This window comes from Enterococcus sp. DIV2371 (assembly GCF_050498525.1).
Lineage (GTDB): Bacteria > Bacillota > Bacilli > Lactobacillales > Enterococcaceae > Enterococcus_B > Enterococcus_B mangumiae.
In genome coordinates this window covers 1460691-1480786 of sequence record NZ_JBIPAJ010000001.1, presented here as the reverse complement: position 1 = coordinate 1480786, position 20096 = coordinate 1460691, and the positions used below count along the sequence as shown (strand labels likewise).

The 20096-nt window shown below is 39.8% G+C and carries 17 protein-coding genes and 1 other RNA gene; 4 read left to right on the top strand and 14 right to left on the bottom strand.

Annotated features, from left to right (window positions below; all coding sequences use genetic code 11):
• Window positions 1-343: 343 nt before the first annotated feature.
• A complete protein-coding gene (locus IGL24_RS06945; protein ID WP_429966304.1) occupies window positions 344-775 on the top strand; it encodes a GNAT family N-acetyltransferase in 432 nt (143 codons plus the stop codon).
• Window positions 776-862: 87 nt separating this feature from the next.
• Here the strand turns inward: IGL24_RS06945 and IGL24_RS06940 are convergent, their stop codons facing one another.
• Together IGL24_RS06940 and IGL24_RS06935 are read right to left on the bottom strand one after the other, a co-directional pair.
• Window positions 863-2212: a DEAD/DEAH box helicase gene (locus IGL24_RS06940; protein WP_206857375.1), complete on the bottom strand. Its 1350-nt coding sequence runs from the start codon at window positions 2210-2212 to the stop codon at window positions 863-865.
• Window positions 2213-2287: 75 nt separating this feature from the next.
• Window positions 2288-3433 carry a VanZ family protein gene (locus IGL24_RS06935; RefSeq protein ID WP_207700404.1) on the bottom strand — a complete coding sequence of 382 codons (1146 nt, stop codon included), beginning with the start codon at window positions 3431-3433 and terminating at the stop codon, window positions 2288-2290.
• 125 nt (window positions 3434-3558) lie between these two features.
• Between IGL24_RS06935 and IGL24_RS06930 the strand changes: the two genes are divergently transcribed.
• Window positions 3559-3885 (top strand): hypothetical protein, encoded by a 327-nt coding sequence (locus IGL24_RS06930; RefSeq protein WP_206857380.1) that lies wholly within the window; start codon window positions 3559-3561, stop codon window positions 3883-3885.
• A gap of 155 nt (window positions 3886-4040) precedes the next feature.
• Here IGL24_RS06930 and IGL24_RS06925 read toward each other — a convergent pair whose 3' ends face one another.
• From IGL24_RS06925 to IGL24_RS06890, 8 genes are all read right to left on the bottom strand, one after another.
• Window positions 4041-6548, bottom strand: a complete 2508-nt coding sequence (locus IGL24_RS06925; protein ID WP_207700354.1) for a M60 family metallopeptidase — start codon at window positions 6546-6548, stop codon at window positions 4041-4043.
• A gap of 210 nt (window positions 6549-6758) precedes the next feature.
• Window positions 6759-7433 carry an HD domain-containing protein gene (locus IGL24_RS06920; RefSeq protein WP_207700243.1) on the bottom strand — a complete coding sequence of 225 codons (675 nt, stop codon included), beginning with the start codon at window positions 7431-7433 and terminating at the stop codon, window positions 6759-6761.
• A 30-nt stretch (window positions 7434-7463) separates the two neighbouring features.
• On the bottom strand, window positions 7464-8966 hold the full coding sequence (locus IGL24_RS06915) for a carboxypeptidase M32 (protein ID WP_207700242.1): 1503 nt from the start codon (window positions 8964-8966) through the stop codon (window positions 7464-7466).
• 50 nt (window positions 8967-9016) lie between these two features.
• Window positions 9017-9484 (bottom strand): ASCH domain-containing protein, encoded by a 468-nt coding sequence (locus tag IGL24_RS06910; protein WP_207700241.1) that lies wholly within the window; start codon window positions 9482-9484, stop codon window positions 9017-9019.
• 79 nt (window positions 9485-9563) lie between these two features.
• The gene (locus IGL24_RS06905; protein ID WP_207116084.1) at window positions 9564-10733 is read right to left on the bottom strand and encodes a THUMP domain-containing class I SAM-dependent RNA methyltransferase; all 1170 of its coding nucleotides are present in this window, start codon (window positions 10731-10733) and stop codon (window positions 9564-9566) included.
• Window positions 10734-10902: 169 nt separating this feature from the next.
• Window positions 10903-11273: RNase P RNA component class B (gene rnpB / locus IGL24_RS06900), an RNA gene on the bottom strand.
• Between the two features lie 17 nt (window positions 11274-11290).
• Window positions 11291-11704 (bottom strand): cell division regulator GpsB, encoded by a 414-nt coding sequence (gpsB, locus tag IGL24_RS06895; protein ID WP_206857386.1) that lies wholly within the window; start codon window positions 11702-11704, stop codon window positions 11291-11293.
• Window positions 11705-11793: 89 nt separating this feature from the next.
• A complete protein-coding gene (locus IGL24_RS06890; protein WP_206857387.1) occupies window positions 11794-12333 on the bottom strand; it encodes a DUF1273 domain-containing protein in 540 nt (179 codons plus the stop codon).
• A 64-nt stretch (window positions 12334-12397) separates the two neighbouring features.
• Here IGL24_RS06890 and recU point away from each other — a divergent pair, with 64 nt between their 5' ends.
• Window positions 12398-13039, top strand: a complete 642-nt coding sequence (gene recU / locus IGL24_RS06885; protein WP_207116083.1) for a Holliday junction resolvase RecU — start codon at window positions 12398-12400, stop codon at window positions 13037-13039.
• Window positions 13029-15428: a PBP1A family penicillin-binding protein gene (locus IGL24_RS06880; protein ID WP_207116082.1), complete on the top strand. Its 2400-nt coding sequence runs from the start codon at window positions 13029-13031 to the stop codon at window positions 15426-15428. The genes recU and IGL24_RS06880 overlap by 11 nt, the downstream gene beginning before the upstream one ends.
• Before the next feature lie 96 nt (window positions 15429-15524).
• Here IGL24_RS06880 and IGL24_RS06875 read toward each other — a convergent pair whose 3' ends face one another.
• The 4 genes from IGL24_RS06875 to IGL24_RS06860 are packed head-to-tail and all read right to left on the bottom strand — an operon-like array spanning window position 15525 to window position 20020.
• The gene (locus IGL24_RS06875; protein ID WP_206857395.1) at window positions 15525-15887 is read right to left on the bottom strand and encodes a hypothetical protein; all 363 of its coding nucleotides are present in this window, start codon (window positions 15885-15887) and stop codon (window positions 15525-15527) included.
• Window positions 15888-15892: 5 nt separating this feature from the next.
• The gene (locus tag IGL24_RS06870; protein ID WP_206857396.1) at window positions 15893-16456 is read right to left on the bottom strand and encodes a hypothetical protein; all 564 of its coding nucleotides are present in this window, start codon (window positions 16454-16456) and stop codon (window positions 15893-15895) included.
• A gap of 24 nt (window positions 16457-16480) precedes the next feature.
• Window positions 16481-17005 carry a hypothetical protein gene (locus IGL24_RS06865; protein WP_206857397.1) on the bottom strand — a complete coding sequence of 175 codons (525 nt, stop codon included), beginning with the start codon at window positions 17003-17005 and terminating at the stop codon, window positions 16481-16483.
• Window positions 17006-17029: 24 nt separating this feature from the next.
• The gene (locus IGL24_RS06860; RefSeq protein ID WP_207700240.1) at window positions 17030-20020 is read right to left on the bottom strand and encodes a BspA family leucine-rich repeat surface protein; all 2991 of its coding nucleotides are present in this window, start codon (window positions 20018-20020) and stop codon (window positions 17030-17032) included.
• Window positions 20021-20096: the final 76 nt, after the last annotated feature.

Genomic DNA, 20096 nt, shown 5'->3' with positions numbered 1-20096 from the left:
AATGATAAACGACAAAAAACATCATTACAGCCAAGGACGAAAACTCGCGGTACCACCTTGATTGCAATGATGTTTACTCATTACCTCTTAAACTCGTTAACGCTGAGTCGCGTTGATATTTCTATCAAAGAAAAAAGGGAGCAGTTTGAACAGTGACTATTCTTTTTTCAGCCTAGAAAGAATTTTCTGTGAGTCTGTCTAAAACAAACTATGTCCTTTTTTGTACTTTATTAGTATACGTATTCTTGATGAAGGTGTCAATCCTCCTTTTTTATTTTTTGGTTGTTTGCTCCTTGATTTTTCCTTGGTATAATCAAAAAAGAGAGAACGAGGAGGCAAACGAATGGAATCTTATTTTGGGACAGAGGAATGGATAAAAGCTGCTAGTTACACGTTACGTTATGCCATCTTCGTTTTAGAACAAGAAATACCTGCACATTTAGAATTTGACGGCAAAGATGCGTATTACCCTAACCTTGTACGATTTCATCAAGAACAACCGATCGCTACCTTACGTTATCAAAAACTAAACGATGCGAAAGTCCAATTTGACCGTTTCTGTGTCGCAAAAGATTGGCGTAAACGCGGTATTGGTCGAGAAATGCTCCAAACGGCAGAAAAACGAGCAAAAAGTGATGCTTTTCAGGAAATTTATCTAGTTGCAGAAATGGCGGCAGTTCCTTTTTATGAAAAGCAAGGGTATCAGCCTTTCTCAGACCCACTGATCGAAGACGGCATCCTTTGCCAACAAATGCGAAAAAAGCTTCATCACTAACAAAAAAGCGTCAAAAACCAAGAAATAGTTTTTCTATTTCGGTTTTTGACGCTTATAGTCATTCGTTTGATTGGACCAAGACTACTTTTATTGATTTGAGTTCTTTTTGTTTTTTCTGGCTGTACGCGTTTGTTGACGTCTTTCGATCTTGCGGTCTTTTTTGTTTTTCTCCGCAATCGCCCAGTCAATTTTTTTCTTATAGCCAGGTTTGATTTTTTTCTTTTTCTTCTTCACTAAACCAATCAATGTTGGATCAAGTGTGTCTTTTGATTTTTCACGTTTTGTCCGACGGTTACGGTCATACGTTTTAACGATCTCGCCATTTTTGATTTCCATTGGCTCGAAGACGACACCGATTTTTTCGATTCCTGCGATCAATTCTTCATCACTTGGTGAATACAACGTGATTGCTGTTCCTTTTAAGCCATTTCTGCCGGTACGACCGACACGATGGATAAAGAAGTCAAGATCTTCTGGGATCTCCGCATTGATGACATGAGAAACGCCTTCAATATCGATCCCACGAGCAGCTAAGTCAGTCGCAACGACATATTGATATTCTAAGTTTTGGACTTGACGCATCACACGCTTGCGTTCACGAGGGGTGATGTCTCCATGGATCTTCGCAACTTTCAATCCTTGATTTTTCAAGTAATCCGCGATTTCATCAACATGTTGCTTCGTATTTGCAAACACGATCGCTAAATAAGGATGGCCGATCGTCAAAAGTTGATAGATTGTTTGATTCTTGTCTTTCCCTTTTGTTGAAACTAACCAATTCTCAATATCTTCAGAAATCACAGCTTTTGGTTTGATTTCTTCGATGATCGGATTTTCCATATATTTACGTAAGAATGGGCGTAATTTTTCTGGGATCGTTGCTGAGAAAACTAAAAACTGTAATTTTTCAGGCAAGCGGCTAGCGATTTGATCGACTTCATTCAAGAATCCCATATCTAAAGTCATATCCGCCTCATCTACGATAAAAGCAAACGCAGTATGGATCTTCAAAGCTTGCTCATTCATCATATCAAGGATACGTCCTGGTGTACCTACGACGATTTGTGGTTGTTGGTGGTTCAAGCGACTTAATTGACGTTGTTTGTCTGTTCCGCCGACAAAATTCGACACACGGATCTCTGGATCAGAAAATTTTGCGATTTGAACAGCAGCTTCATAGATCTGTGTGGCTAATTCACGACTTGGCGCAGTGATGACCACTTGGACTTCTTCTTTGGTTGCATTGATTTTTTGAAATAGAGGCAAAAGAAACGTATGCGTTTTTCCTGAACCAGTTTGTGATTGCCCAATAATATTTTTTCCTTTTAAAATCAAAGGAATCAAACGTTCCTGTACTTCTGTTGGTTCTTGGAAACCTTTTTCTGCTAACGCTTCGTTGATAAACGGTTGAAAATTGAATTGTTTAAAATGACTCATTTCGACACCTCTTCTCTTTGTATTTTTCACGACTTTGGAATTATAACATAAATTTGCTTATTTTGCTTGAAAAGGTCAAGCTTTTCTCTCTTTGATCGTACTGATCGTATAAGTGTGACTTGCTTTTTCATAGAATAAAACGCGCTTCTTACGAATAAATGATAAAAATAGATTCAGACTGAAAACGATTTGTGCAACAAAGATACATAAGAAAATAAATACCGCGCTCATCTGTGTGACACCAGTCGCTTCATTGATGACTGGTCCAACAACTTGCCCTAACCAACTCAAACCGAAAAATAAGAAATAGAGATACGCGTACCTGATGAACAACGCGCGAAAACTGATCCGTTCCTTGCCTTCTTCGACTAATTTGATCCGTACGATTTTCTTCCCAAGTGTCCGTCCATTTGTTAAAAAAGGGAGAATCATGAAATACAAGAAAACTTGGATGAATACCCACCAACTGTATGAGGTAAATTCGCCACTCCCGATCGATAGACGGCCCACCACTCCTAGGATCGACGTACAAATGGACAGAACGAACCAATCGATCAAATAGGCAACTAAGCGACGTGTCAATGAAACTGTCTTTCCTTTTTCATATGATACTTCATCCATCCTTGCTCGTGTAGGCAACATGAACGTGAAAATCGGTGTTACGATAAAGCCAAGCATCCCTCCAAAGGTGTTCGTCAGTAAATCATTGACATCAAACAAACGATATGGGCGTGGATAAATAAAGTATAACCCGGTTAATTGTGTCAATTCAAAAAAGAGCGAAAGGCAAAAGCTTGCGATGACTGTTTTCACAAAAGACAGTCGAAAATAATATCTTAAATAGATCCCAAAAGGTAAAAGTAAAAAGACATTGAATAATGGCTCTAAAAAAACACTTTGTCTCATAGCCGGTAAATACGTACTTGGATCAGACAACACAAGAACAGTATTCGCTCTGAAATTGTACCAAGTTGCAAACAACTGCAATTCCATTTTCGGACCAGTCATTTGCGCCACTGCTTCTTTGGTCGGCAACGGTAAAATCACTAAAAAGTACGCACACAATAGATAAAAAACAAATGAATACAAAATCACTGCTCTTGTCAGGAGAAATGTCCCGTATTTTCGGTATTCATAAATAAAAAAGACAGCAGAAATCGCTAATGCGAGAAATGGAAATACGAGTAACGCAAAACGAATCGGCTCGATATAGCTTGCCATAAATATAAATCCTCCTTTGAATACAGTCATATTATCAGCATTGCTTCAAGAAACGCAAGTATTGACTAAATTATTTTTAAATTTCATCCACTTGAAGTATGATTGATATAAGGAGGCGATCTATTATGCTTAACATTTATTTTGTATTCGGTGTTCCAGCATTCCTACTCATTCTATATTTATTATTTGCTTTGATCCGCAAACGGACATCGATCCACTATTTGGGTTTTATCCTATTGATCATTGCCGGTTTTATGCTGGTTTTCAATTTACAGACATGGCAACAAGCACTAACTGAGCTTGCGCATACATCAAGCACAGAACTTTCCGCAGAACTTGGCTATTCTGTGTATTTGATTTGGGTGCCTATCACTATTGCGGGCTGTTTAGTCCTACTAAATGTCATCCGAGCTTGGCTACGTATCCAACAATTGCGAAAAAAAGAACGGTGAACTACATTACTGATGACAAATATAACTGAACGATCATCTAGCTTGCTTCCATCAAAGAAAATAAGGCGAAGAATCCAGGAAATAGCAACTATTTCTGGATCCTTCACCTTATTTTTATCTCGTTGATCGTATGGACAACTTTTTAGACAAAATGTCTAGCCTATCAATACCCAGACACTGTTCGTACTTGGATTTGCATTGACATTCCACCATCTTGCTTCATAAATCTTCCCTTGATAACGCACTCGTTCCCCACCAACATAACTGCGGCTGCTATTCCATTCAACCATTGATAGTGGACTTGTTCTTTCCCATGCCGCCGAAGTATCCGGGCGATCACCTCGAACCCACCATTTTGCACGATACTCGATTCCTTGATAGATAACTGTATCTCCAGCAACGTAGATTTGGTCACTTCTCCAAGTATCTTGGCTCGCTGCTTCTTCATTTGTTTTTACTGCTAATGGCTGGCTTTTTCCTGACTCATTCCCAGCTGCATCATAAGCACTCACTTGATAGGTATAAGTGGTATTGCTCGTCAAAGATTGATCGGTAAATGATGTGCCACTGATCGATTGGATACGGACACCATCACGATAAATGTGATAGCCCGTCACTGCTACGTTATCTGTAGCCGTTTGCCAGTTCAGCTTGATGCTATTCGTTGTGATCGTACCAGCTGTCAGACTACTCGGAACAGTTGGTGCCTGTGTATCAGCTTGCTCTTCACGTCTAGTGACGACCGTTAAAAATTGGCTTCTGCCCGATTCATTCCCTGCTTCATCAAACGCACTCACTTGATAAGCATAAGTTGTATTACTCACTAACTGTAAATCTAAATGTTCTAAACGATCGACAGTCGCTACTCTCACTGTATTACGATAAATATGGTAACCTTTCACGCCCACATCATCCGTTGCTTGGTTCCATTTCAGTTTCACTGAATTCGTCGTCACTTCTTCGGCGACCAACCCATTTGGTACACTTGGTGCTTGCGTATCCGTACTTTCGCCTTTTGTACGTAAAGTCAATGCATTACTTTTTGCTGACTCATTGCCTGCTTCATCGTAGGCGCTGACTTCGTAGGAATAAGCGGTGTCACTTGCTAAGTTTTGATCGGTAAATTCTGTTCCTTCAACAGAAGTAACTTTTTTCCCATCACGATAGATATGGTAGCCTTTAACTTTGATATTATCTGAGGCTTGATTCCATCTGATCGTTGCAGAATTCGTTGTGACTTCACTTGCTGTTAATCCTGTTGGAACCGTTGGTGCTTGAGTATCTTTGTTCTCTTCACCATCGATATTTCCGACTTCACCAGTCATTTCATCCCGGTACTCCCAAATCTTTTTGGTCAAGTTGGGTAGTTTCTCTAATTCTGCACGACTCTCTGGTGTGACTTCAATTCCCCAAGCCTCAAAGAACGGTAATAAGTTCTTGCCGCTTATTTTTGAAGCGGACGTAACAAAATATTGGCGTTTCGCTTGTTCAGATGGAAGAGAACGGGCTTCTTCTCGATACAATTTATGTAAATTGGGATAAAAATCTTCTCCAAAAGCTAATTCTAATTGCCAGAACATTCCTAATCTAGTCCATATTCCTTGATTATCAAAATGCTTTTGCCCTGAACTATTCAAGTAATTAAAAATCGTAGAATACGTGTTTTCTTGTTCTAATCGACTGCGCACACCAAGTGCTTTTTGAGCCCTCAACGAAAAAATATTGACAGTGACTTCATCCAAACCTCGCCAATCCATGCGTGTCATTTGATAAATGTGTCCTAATTCATGCCAAATTCCCCATTGGTTTGCATTTAATGGATCAAGAACAACTTGCATCCCACCTTGTTGATGGTAACCAGTATGTTGGAAAAAAGCGTACATATACCAGCTATCTTGTGCTGTTTCACGCATATGTTGACCTAAATTGATTGGTAAACGATGTTGAGGGCCGCTGCCATCTAATCCGGATGTTTGATCGTGTAATTCAATTACTTTCAAATGACTTCTCAAAATCAGTTCAGGATCCTTCACCAAATTGATTGTTCGGTTTGAGCCTGTCAAGATAAGGCGATCAGCTACTAATTCATATCCTTGTGCATCTGGATGATTGGCTAAAATCGATGCCCATTCTTGTGTCGTAGTTTCGCCCAAAATAAACCGAGGAATCGTGACTCCTCCTCTAATCTCTACACTTAATTTTCCTTGAGCAGTTCTAGCTGTCTCATTTCTAAGATGAATGACACCTTCTTGATTTGTCGCAATGACATTTCTTCCTCTGCGCAATTGACCAATTTGATTCCAACCTTCAAAATTATCTTTTAATGCGGCACCAGAAATCGAATAAATAGGCAGTGCTGTCTGATCAGTCGTTTCATCAACATAGATCTCAATCGTATCCCCTGCACGTTTATAAATACCTGTTGATTGATTCGAACTCGGACCAAATTTGTTATCTAATACTGACATACGATAACTCATTAAGTTTTCTGATTGTTTCAATTCTAACTTTCGAGAAACATTCTGGTTTTTATGTAAAGTTGAATAAAGTTCAGTTTTTATTTCTACTGAATCATCCATCATAGACTCCACCGTATTAACATCCGATAAAATAACCATACTAAACAACAAACTACTTAAAATTATTGCTTTACCCTTTTTCAAAATAACACCTCTTCATTATTTTCTATTAATAACATAACTATAACACGTTGGATAAAAAGGTTTATTTTAGTTATTTCTCATGTAAGGAAAAATTGAAAACACAAAAATAATATTCTGTGCTTTGTTAACGAAATATATAGATTTTTTGATAATATAAATAAAAAAAGACTGAAACGTCTTCAGGAAAACGTTCCAGTCGTATATCGTCATTTAGCGATCACGCCAAGTTTGACTATCAGAAGAGTCTGTTCCTACAAACCACTCTTCGTAAAACTCCTTCAAAAAGTCACGCATGAAGGCTTCACGTCGCTTCGCTTCTTGTTTAGCATACCTTGTATTCATTTGATCTGACAGTAACAACAATTTTTCGTAAAAGTGATTGATGACTGTCGATCCTTTCCGATAATCTTGTTTCTTCGTATAATTGATCGGTTGGATCGCAGGATCGAAAATCGGATGTCCGTGAAAGCCACCATAGTAGGCGGTTCGTAAGATGCCTATTGCTCCCAGAGCTTCTAAACGATCTGCATCTTGCACGATTTTCCCTTCTAAGGACAAATCGACCTGACCAGACAACCCTTTTGAAAAAGACATATTCTCGATGATATGAAAGATATGTTGGATCTCTGATTCTGTTAGTTCAATACTCGTTAGAAATCCTTTAAGATGCGCTTTTGCTTGTTCTTCATCTTCGACCACCTTGTCATCGATCGTATCGTGTAAATAGGCGGAAGCAATAGTGATAAAAGAATCAGCTTGCGGTTCTGTTTCTAAGATTTGACGAGCCAATTCAACGACTCGTTTTGTATGGTCGGCCCCATGTCCTGAACGATCCAAGGACAGTTGTTCCATACTATAGTTTGCTATTTTACTTAATTTATCCACTTCCGCATCCACCTTTTACTAGGAAATTTCTTAGGCTTCTTCGATACCGTATACGCTAAAATAAAGTTTTCTCATAAAATCGATCAAGTATTGCGGATTCAACGGTTCTCCTGTTGCATCTAAAATCAATTGATTTGGTTTTCTTGACGCGCCGTACTGATGGATTTTCTCTGTCATCCACTCTTTGATTGGAGAATAATCGTCAGAAGCAAGAATATCATCGACTGAGAGATCTTTTTTCATCGCATGCACTAATTGTGCAGCATACATGAATCCTAACGCATAGGAAGGGAAGTAACCAAAACTTGCACCTGACCAATGGACATCTTGTAAGATTCCTTCTAAATCATTTGTCGGACGGATACCTAGATATTCTTCATATTTTTGATTCCATACTTCTGGTAATTTCTCAACTGCTAATCCTTCGTTGAAGATCATTTTTTCAATCTCATAACGAATGATGATATGCAATGGATACGTCAAGCTGTCCGCCTCAATTCGGATCAAGCTTGCTTTTGTGTGTTGTAGTGAACGATAGAAATCATCAAAAGAGATATCATCAAATGTGCCTTCTGCGCATTCTTGGAAGAATGGATATTGTTTCTCCCAGAAACTGCGGTTGCTACCAACGATGATCTCATTGAATAGTGATTGCGATTCATGGATACCCATTGACGTGCCTTCGCCCACTGGTGTATATAGATATTTTTCATCGATATTTTGTTCATACATCCCGTGGCCAGCTTCATGGATGACCCCAAATGTCGCCATCTTGAAGTCTTCTTCATTCCAACGAGTCGTGATCCGCACATCATTGCGATTGATACCGATCATAAATGGATGGATCGTATCATCTAAGCGACCTCTAGAAAAATCATACCCTAATTGTTCAATGACGCTGACAACAAAGCGTTTTTGCTGTTCCTTTGTCATTTTACGTGAAAGGAAATCTGTTGCGGGCGCTGTTCCTTTTTCAACTAACGCCTGGCGGATGGAAATGATCCCCTCTTTTACTTGATCTAACACTTGATCCAAGATCTCTACTGTCATTCCTGGTTCATATTGGTTCAATAAAACATCATAGTCTGTTTTTTCATCCTTACGCCAGTAAGGAATCAACTGTTTTGTGATCTCGATATTTTTAGTCAACGCTGCTTCAAAATCACCAAATTGTTTCGACTCACGAGATTCTTGCCATTTTGTATGAGCTTTAGACGTCGCAGAAGTCAATTCTTTCATTAATTCTTCAGGTACTTTGTGCTCTAATTCATAGTCTTCTTTGACTTTCTCAAAGACAGCTCGACCAACTTCAGATAATTCGTCAGGGTGTGCTGAAAAATACTCGATTGCTTCAGCGATTTTAGGTCCTACTTTTTTTGAAAAGTAAAGTCCGTATAGATAGCTATTGACTTCGCTACGGTCTTCACTTGATTTTTCCGGCATGCCTGTTTGAATATCCCATTCAAGTACAGTTAATGCTTGATCCATTAAATCGATCTCTTTGACTTCTTCCAAAAATTCCTTTTCGTTCATCCAAAAATCCTCCAAATTATCCTAATTATTATTTATCCAATTGTTATATCTTACTTATATTTCCTTGCATCGATTAATTCAAACCGTTCAACAGCAAGGGGCATCTCTTCATAAAATTCTTTTCCAATTTGAGGCATCAACTCTTTAAAAAACTTTTTATGCACTTGATACCAGTAATCATAGCTCAAATCACCCTCACCCTCCGCACGGGCAATTTCTTCTGTTACTTCATTCATCGGCATTATCGTCATATCTGTATATTTTATGATACCTACAGGCTCGTCTTTACGATTTAAAACAATGGTATAATTGCCGATTTTAGACAGAGGGTCTTCACCGTAATACAGGCATTCATCGTAGGATGAACATGACGCTGTTTTGATCCCTTTTAAAATCAAGGCCGTCAACTCATCTGCCATCGGTGTTCCCTCCCAGCCCCACTGCTCTGCTGTCACATGTGTTGGAGGGGTTTCACCTTGCCAAAATTCTTCCCAATACTTTTTTGCTTGTTCATTCATTTTTATATCCTCCAAAAATCATAGGGTTAAAGATTTTAAAGTCCCCAACCATTTTTTGGTGTCCATACTTATATCCTAGTTATTCGTTTTCTGTTCGTTCTTTTCTTGGTGGTCGCGTTCCCCAATATTGGAATAGATCCGTGCGCAAAGCACCATTGTATAACTTGCGTTTCTTTGTTGCTTTTTGTCCATAAAACTCTTCAAATGCCAGATCACTTGTCAAGATGTACTTGCTCCAAGTCTTCAATGGACGGAAAACTTCGCCCATTTCTTTGTACAAACGACGAACGGATTCTTCTTCACCTAAACGCTCACCGTAAGGAGGATTCGCAACGATCACACCGTATTCTTTTTCTGTTTTGAAGTCTTTCACTGCCCTTTGTTGGAAAGTGATGGAATCGCCCAAACCGATCTCTTCAGCGTTGGCTCTTGCGATACCGATCATTTGACCATTGATATCCGAACCAGTGATGTCTAATTCGATATCATAATCTGCCTGTTCTTCCGCTGCTGCACGAACAGCTTCCATTACAGACGCATCGAACCAATCCCATGTTTCACAAACGAACTCACGGTTGAATCCAGGAGCGATATTATGCCCGATAAGTGCCGCTTCAATACAAAGCGTTCCTGAACCACAAACTGGATCATAAAACGGGCGATCTTTTCGCCAATTTGTCAACATCACTAAAGCCGCTGCCATATTTTCTTTCAATGGTGCCCCACCTTTTTCTAAACGATAGCCACGTTTAAATAAGCTTGGGCCAGTAGTGTCAAGGGTAACTAACACATGATCTTTTAGCAAAGCAACTTCTAATTGGAAATGCGCGCCTGTTTCCGTCAACGGAACAGTTGCCGGACGATGATAATAAGTCCGCAGTCTTTCAACGATTGCTTTTTTAGTGATCGCTTGACAGTCTGGTGTACTATAAAGCGTAGATTTGATCGATTTCCCAGCTACAGGGAATGACGCATCTAAAGGAAGATAATCTTCCCATGGTAACGCTTTGACTTGCTCGAATAGTTCGTCAAAAGTCCGTGCATCAAATTCACCAACAACGATCTTGATGCGATCAGCTGTTCTTAACCATAGATTAGCAGTCGCAATCGTTTCCATTGTTCCTTTAAAACGCGCACGTCCATTTTCTACTTGGCATTCGATCCCTAAGTCTCTTAGTTCTTTGCCGACTAATGCTTCTAAACCGCTTGCCGCTGTCGCGATTAAATTAAATTCTCTATTTTTATCCATTTTACTCTCCTTATATCAAAAAAGAGTCTGGGAAATGAGTAAAATCCCAGACTTCCAATCCCCTAAATCCAACCTTCTCTATTTAAAAGCCACGATCTAGGAAAAAATATTTTAACGCTGATTTTTGAAGGCAAATCGCCTATCGCTTTGTTCCCTGAATATCGTGGTTTTCTATAAGCCATGTTCTGTACTTTGTTTTTCCAGGGAGAAAAAACAAAGCGGTAACCATCTATCTGCAGATCAACTGCCCTTTTGTCTCGTTCTGATTCCCCGACAAAAAGCGCCCCTACCGTTGTTTGGGTTGCTCGCTCGAGGGGTTTACCGCGTTCCACCGAACAAGTTTCCTCGTTCGCTTCGTCACTGTGGCACTTTCAAGGATACTGAAGCATAGCCTAAGCCTTAGCTTGTTTTCCTGCCGTTACTCTAAAAGAGTACCTTAGCTTATTTTTTCGCTAAGCACGAACACTACAGGCATCACAGCCTGTGCGAGCATGGACTTTCCTCAGCCTGGTCAAAGCCAGACCGCGATTACCCGAAAACCACAATCTATTCATTGTTTAGAACTGACGTGTTGCTTCGTTGTCATGTTCATTTGTTGATGTGTAATTGTTTGGATTAGGTGTTGCTGGTGGAACATTTCCTGCTTGTGCATCTAGTTTTTTACCAAATACTTCACGTTCAAGATTTGATAGACGTTTTAAAATATCAAAATTCGTTACTGCCGCACTTTTCGGTGTTTCTGCTTGTTGTGTGCGTGTTGGAGCTGCTCCTTGGTTTTTAGATAATTGAGCGACTTTTGCACTTAATTTATCGTTTTCTTCTTGTAAAGCAAGGAGTTGTTTGCTGTAAGTCTCGTAATCTTTGATGATATTGTCTAAGAATTCATCCACTTCGATCGGATCATATCCGCGCATTTTTGTTTTGAATTCTTGTTGTAAAATGTCTTTAGGACTATAAATCAAATTCGCCATATTTACACCTCTAGTTCTCATTTACGTATTCACGTTTCTACTTTTTTATTGTATCGGAAAAGACTTGATAAATCAAACACTATATTATTTTATTCACTAAAATTTTGCAAATCGTCCATACTGACTGTTCGAATCTCATAAGGATGACCTTCTTGATATTTTAGTGCATCCTTCAAAAAATAGTCCGTTTTCCCAGGATATTCGGGGTCATAGATCAACAACGTTCCATCCGTATGCTGCAAAAGAAATTGCGTATGATTTCTCAATTGACTAGGCGATTGATACGGTTGATGACTGACCGCTTCACGATAGTCAGAAAGCTGTTCTACCAACCTTTTCTTTTCCTGATTATTCTCATTCCAACCACTTCCAAACTCTGCAAACGGGTAGATGATCCCCAGCTTCAAATCAGGGTAATCCATCTTCATTTCGGCAACGACTTCACCTGTCCATAATTCAACGCCAAGATTCCCGCTAATGATCACCCATTCCAATCCTTCCTCCACTAATTGAGTCAATTCATTTTTTAAAACTTTTTTAATAACTGTCATTTTAGGGTCATTATCTTTGAATATTCCTAATTCAAAACTTCGATAACCAGAGATATACATCACTTTTATACTATCCATTCCAGTTTCCTTTTCTTTCTCTGTGCTTTTTTGCTATAATGTGGCCTAGGAGAGTGATTCGATCATGGTGTTACGCTATCCAAATGGCCGTCCTTATATCAAGGATGCCTCGTCCAAAGAAAAAAAACAAGCAAAAAGGAACCCAAACACGGAGTTTGGCAATCGTGGGATGCGATTTGAAGAAGCCATCAATGAAAGCAACGAGTATTATCTGGCGCATCAAATGGCAGTCATCCATAAGAAGCCAACACCGGTTCAAATCGTAAAAGTTGATTACCCTCGACGAAGTGCCGCTGTGATCAAAGAAGCTTATTTCGCTCAAGCCTCAACAACTGATTATAATGGTGTCTATCGAGGTTTCTATTTGGATTTTGAAGCAAAAGAGACGAAAAACAAGACTTCGTTTCCATTTAAAAATTTTCATCCCCATCAAATCTCACATATGGAAGCTTGCCAAAAACAAGGAGGAATCTGTTTTGTTCTATTATGGTTTTCTACCTTGCATCGTTGTTTCTACTTAGATAGTACTCATTTAGTACACTATTGGCATGAACAACAGGCACAAGGAAGGAAATCCTTGCCGCTTTCATTGATCGAAAAACTAGGTATCGAGATTCCAACTGGTTACGCCCCTCGCGTACCTTATTTGCAAGCAATCGATCAGTACTTAGAATCTAATGAAGGAGAACCAACGAATGCCAACTAATCAAACGAGATCTTCTAAACGAAGTACCTCCTCTTCTTCTGCAAAAAATGCAAAGAAAAGAGGAAAACAACCGACAAAAAAAGGCACTGGAAAAGATCGTAAAGGATTGATCACACGTATCCTTTTGATAGGTCTTTCCTTAATATGTGTCGCTTTTCTTGCAGGCGTCGGACTTTTTTGGTTTTATGCCAAAGATGCCCCTGAGTTGACCGATGAAAAACTGGATGCCACGGTTTCATCAAAACTGTTTACTAAAGATGGTGAACTCTTTGAAGATCTAGGGGCAGAAAAACGAGAAAAGATTTCTGCCAATGAACTACCAAAAACACTTGAAGATGCCATCGTTTCAGTCGAAGACCGACGATTTTATAAACATATCGGTGTTGACCCTGTTCGGATCATCGGTGCCGCATTATCAAACTTTACTTCTGGCGGGCTACAAGGTGGTAGTACATTGACACAGCAGCTGATCAAGCTCTCATTCTTCTCTACCAGTACCGAAGACCAAACGATCAGACGTAAAGCCCAAGAAGCTTGGATGGCTGTCAGACTGGAACAAACGAAATCAAAACAAGAAATACTGACTTATTACGTCAATAAAGTCTATATGTCTAACGGTCTTTACGGGATGGAAACAGCCGCTCAATCCTATTTCGGAAAAAGCTTAGGAGAATTGGATCTACCGCAAACCGCTCTTTTAGCAGGAATGCCTCAAGCTCCTTCTGCCTATGATCCTTATCAGTTTCCAGAGCAAGCCAAAAAACGCCGTGACACAGTATTGTATACGATGCTCCAAAACGAAAAAATCTCTCAAACAGAATATGACACAGCAATCAATACACCGATCACAGACGGGTTACAAGAATTAACACAAGAAGACTCCAATGCACGAATCGTTGACAATTACGTCAAAGAGGTCATCAATGAAGTCCATGCGAAAACAGATAAGAATGTTTATACTGACGGTTTAGATATTTACACAAACCTAGACTTAAATGCACAAAAACACTTATACGATGTTGTGAATACTGATCAATACGTGACTTTCCCTGACGATCAAATGCAAGTTGCGACTACGTTGATCGATGTCAATACCGGACAAGTCAAAGCACAGATCGGTGGAAGAAACATCCCTGATGATGTCGCTTTAGGAAACAACTTAGCTGTCAATACTTCTCGTGACTTTGGGTCTACGATGAAGCCAATCACTGACTATGCACCAGCATTTGAAGAATTGAACTATTCAACAGGTAAATTGATCGCCGATGCACCTTACAATTATGAAGGAACCACGATTCCTGTGTCCAACTGGGACAATCGTTACATGGGCATGATCACTTTACGTCAAGCACTATACCTCTCAAGAAACGTTCCTGCTGTCAAACTTTTCAATGAAGTAGGCGCAGATAAAGTTGCTGAATTCTTGAGTAATTTAGGGATCGAATACAGCACGATCCACCAATCAAATGCGATTTCAAGTAATACAGAACAACAAGATGGGACCAAATACGGTGCTTCTTCTGAAAAAATGGCTGCGGCCTACGCTGCTTTGGCAAACGGTGGTACTTATTATAAACCACAATACGTCAATCGGATCGTCTTCCAAGATGGCACAGAAGAAACCTTCGAACCAGAAGGAACAAGAGCCATGTCCGAAGAAACAGCGTATATGGTTACCGACATCTTGAAGGACACGATCACTCGCGGAACCGGTACGAATGCCGCAATTCCAGGATTGATCCAAGCAGGTAAAACAGGTACATCTAATTATACAGACGAGGAATATGCAAAATTAGGGACGACAACTGGTGTTTATCCTGATATTTTATTTGCAGGTTATACACCGAACTATGCGATCTCCGTTTGGACAGGCTATAACGACAAAATGACACCGATCACTTCCAATGCAACAGATGTCGCTTCCGATGTCTATCGTGAGTTGATGCAGTTTGTCTCGGCAAATGTAACAAATACGGATTGGACGATGCCAAGTGGCTTGTACCGTTCTGGTGGCGAACTATTCTTTAGAAATCAATCGTCATCATCTGGTAATACAAACGCTACTGTGCCATCTGCAACGATTCCTTCTTCATCTGAAGTCGTTCCAGTAAGCCCGGTTCCTGAGTCTTCAACTAGTGAAACCGTTCCTGAGACATCAACAAGCTCAACGACTCAACCTAGCACTGAAGAATCGACACCACCAAGCAGTGAACCAACAGAACCTAGCAGCGAACCATCAACAGAACCACCAGCATCTTCTAGCGAGGAAACACCACCACCTGAATCCTCTGCTACGCCGCCAAGTTCTGAAGATGCGAATGCTGCTGGTGATAGTGGAACGCGAACATCCCGTTCTTCTCGAGCTTCATCCAGAAGTAGTAGTGATTGATCAATAGAAAAAGCCATCCGGAAAGGATGGCTTTTTTGTTTGCTCTTATTCGGTCATTTTTCAACGATTACTTTTCTGCTATCTTTATCATTTCATTCATTTAATATGATACTTTTGTTTTTTACAAAACAAGATAACTCCTCCGCAAATACAAATGATTAGATAGCCTAAGAAAACGATTCGTTGATCACCTATTGTTCCTGTTTCAGGTAGTTTTTTTTGACTTACCCCAGAAAGATCGGCGACTAAAGTCTTATGTTCGTTTGCTTCGTTTTGCTCTTCAAAGGTCGTCCCAATCGTACCAGATACGCTAATCGTATGATCGGATTGCACTGCTTCCGCCTTGACTATGGTCGAAAATGATAAGCTGATAATAAGAAGCATGTTTAGTATACATAAAACTTGCCATTTTTTATTTCTAGTCTTCCCCATCTTACTATCTGATAGTAGATTTTCCATTCACTTTATGCCTCTACCGCAAAATTTAATACGAGGTTAAAACTCGGATTACTTTCTACAGATGCGTTTTTTGGTGTCGCATCTCCAATAAACTGGAAGTTTCCTACTGTATTACTCCCCTGATTACCTGACAGGGTAAATAAAGGCGTAGCTGTCACTGTCGAAACTCCTTTGTTAAATAATTCGATCGTGTTGATCGTCAGTCGATCCACTTCACTCATCTCTTTGATTTCTGTGACATTCGAGACTGTTGCCCGCACACTTAGCGCAGAATGATTTGTCACTTGGTAAGAAGGAGAAGTAATCTTTTTATGCTCAGATTCTTCTGTTGTATGGAAAATGGCTGTTGTTGGTATTGTCACATTGATCCATCGATCTAAATTTTCTGGGTTCGGACCTGGCTTTGTATTATCAAATTCACCAATAATCCCCTTTATAGTGATATCTCCCGAGGTTGTACCCTCTCGACCATCGATTGTTTGGAGTGGATTAGCAAAAGCGGTAGCTCCACTCATACACACTCCCGTAACTGTTAGAATACTTAATACTAATTTTGTTGCTCTCTTCATTTTGGTAGCCTCACTTAAATTGGATTAGTTATTGATTAATATAGTTATTTCTGCTTCAGTTATTCCTTGCTTTTCTTTGGTTTCTGGATCATAGATATTGACTGTCGCTGTCGCTGGATATTCGCCTTTTTCTAATGGCCTCTTCAAATAGACAGATTCAACCAATTGATTGGGATAGATAGCGCCAGAAGAATAAATCACTTCTTTCGTGTCAGCGAGCATGATATCGACCGCAATCGGATAAACATTCGTGCCAGGATTGACGATTTCGATCGATCCACGACTCCTGCCATTTTCAAAAACTGCTTCTGGGTTGATCTGCAAAGTGAAATAATTAGCATCTGCTACTTCTTGTGCACGCTTAGAGATCCGTTGATCACTCGCATCACTGATTTCAGGTAGTAATTCTGCACTGATAACAGGGACAGGATCTTTTTGACTGAACCAATACCAACTACCAATAACAAGAATAGTCAAAGAAATAAGTAACAAGGTAACAACTTTCTTTCGTTGTTTTTTCTGCCGATTGGCACGTTTTGGTTCTTTCATTGATTAAAGCTCTCCTAATCATTTTTATTCACTTACAGGATTGATCTCAGATATTTTTCTTGGGACAAATCGTAAAATGAGACGATAAATTGGAACTAAGGAGTCTTCATAATAGCCACCTTGTTCATATTCATTGTCCGAGATCCATTTAGGGTATGGGCCATAATATCGACCAGTTAAATAGAAAGGTACGCTTGTATTTGGCGCGACTTGAGCTAAGCGCTGCTCACTTGTTCGTTCATACAAAGGAATGTTCGTTCCATTAGAGCTCACTTGTAATTCCATCAGTGGTTGCTTGATATCAGAAAGTTTTTTCATTTGTCCATCTTGCAGATAATCGTGATCTAAAGGATTTTCATTTTCCTTTAGCAAGGTGATCCCTGCATCCTCCTCAACAATAAATTGATTGACATACGTATCGACCGAAAGTTCCGAATGATTACGTATCTCGTAATCTGGACTAGTAAATTCCCGATTGGTTTCTTCTCCTTGATAGAGTGATTCAAACATCATTTTAGTTGGAATCGAAACTTTTAGATGATGGATCTTTGAACTTACATCAATGCCTAGTGAAAACTGATAGGCTTTGTTTCCTACTTCCAAGGTGGCAAAATATGTCCCATCTTCTACTTCGCCATTTGTTAAATCTGTAGCCACTATTTTAATTTCCTGACTTTGATCGGCCTGTGATAAAACATCGTGTGCTGATGCTTGACTTTCTTTCAGAATCAATTCATGCAGTTCTGCTTCACTGGTTAGCCCTTCTAATTTAGAACGATCTAATGTGAAGTTATTTGCAGTATAGTCGATTCCTTTGATTACCTTTTCATCAATAGTCAAATCACCTGTCGTTTCTACGGAAGGTTTAGATAGACTGAGTGTTACCTGTGTATCTGTTGCTAACCGCTCATTTTCTTCCAAGGGTATCTCAAACTGACGAATCTGTTGATCGGGATCTTGGTATTCTCCCCACTTGATCCTTGGCGATTCGTTAGTCACAGTCATTGTTTGTCCCGCTGTATTTTGATAGGTGATTGTTCGCATATCTGTTACTTCTGTCATCCAGCCAGTGATTGCAGTTGATTGATCACTAATTGGGTCTAATACTGCCACCAATTCTTCCGGACGAAAACGCTCCCACACATAAGTTCCTGGATGATTTCCGTCATAATTTTCCATAAATTCATTTGAATTCTCAAACGTGATTGTTCGAACGGAACTATCCAAACTTTCTTCAAGGACCCATCGGCCTGTATACTCCGCTGTAGGAACGATATTTCGTAAGCTGGTATTTCCGATAACTGATTCTTCTCCTAATTTAAGGGATGAAAGTCTTGATGCAAGATAGAACATACCCCTAATATCTTTATTTCTTGTGTCCCAATTACTCAAATCTAATTCAGTTAGTGAAGAGGAAGACATAAATAAATTCGTCATACTGGTCACATTCTCAACATTCCATTGACTGACATCGATATCCTCCAAGTTGTATGTCCAAGCAAATGCGTGGCTCATATTCGTCACATTAGACACATCCCATTGACTAACATCTAACTTTATTAAATTGCTCATCCAAGCAAATGTAAAATTCATACTGGTAACATTTGAGACATCCCACTGACTGATATCTAACTCTTTTAGAGCCGAAGTATGTGCAAACATCTCATCCATATTCGTTACCCTAGATGTATTAAAGTTTCCTGCACCTTCAATACTTGCCAACTGCCTTGCCTCGCTAAAAAGAAATGCGCTATTTTCCGGTAAAAGTACCTCGTTGGTGACAGCGATAATTTCAACTTCTGAATGGACTTTCCAAGGTGCTTCTGGGACCGATCCAGCTATCCCTCCATACAAGTGGATGGTTTTCGTTGCCTCGTCGTATTCCCATGGAACGCTTCCCCATAACTCCTGATTCTTCCGATAGATATAAGTGACTGTCTGCTCAACATTTGTGAAAACACCTGTTGCATTTTCTGGGGTAGCAACCAACTCCCAACCTTCGATTTCTTTTGCTTCTGTGCGATATGATTCACCGCTAAATCCTGATAAAATATCACTTTGTGCTAACTCATTCCCTGCTTCATCCAAATAACGTACAACGACACTACCTTGTTGCAAGCGTTCATAGTTAGCTTGGATGATCACAGGACCCGTCCCCATCCGTAAACTGGTATTGGCAAGATTACTGTTCGTGATTATTGCGCCATTTTGTGTTTGAAACTGCCAATTGATAAACCGATATCCGACCGCTGGATTCGCGTTCAAATTGATAGTTGCTCCTTGTACACCAGATGAGGCTGAAGCCGTGGGATTGCCACCAATCGCCGGGTTGGCTTGCACGCTCAAACTATGGGTGATTTGTTCGTAAACTGCTCGAATCGTCGTATCTCCTGCCCCCATCGTAATAGACGTACTTGGACTCGTTTGGTTAGCGATAGTCGTGTTTCCAGAAACAGGTTCCCACTGAACAAAGCGATATCCATTCGAAACATTGGCATGGATCGTGGTCGTTTCACCTTGCGAAAGTATTGTTTGATCCGCTCTTGGATTTCCTCCAGCATTTGGAGAAGATTGGAAATTTAAGTTGTAAACTCTCTCATATATTGCTCGTATCGTTACCGTCTCATGCACTGGTGGTCCTATAGGGCCTCCTGTAGCAATATTAAGACTTGTTGTTTCTGCATTTAGATTGCTTATCGAAGCACTCCCTCCATTGATTAGCTCCCATCGAACAAAACGAAACCCTTGGTTCGGATTTGCACTGATAGTGTATAATAAACTTCCCCCTGGCGGAGTTATATGAGGCATAGAAATAGGTCTACCACCTTCTGAAGGACTTGCTTCAAATGTGATTGTTGCATTTCTCTCTATTCCTAAACCTAGATCGTTTTGGTTTTCAGGAGCGGATTCACTAGTTTCTGATCCATAGGCAAAATGAAAAGGCAGATGGGTCAAAAGAACAACAATTACGGTCATTAAGATGATTGTTTTATTACTATTAATTTTGCTTTTCATTAGTACTCCTTAACTTTTAGCTATTGCAATAAGCGAATATTTTTTCTTTGTTAGAGTTCTTATAATTAAACAACGT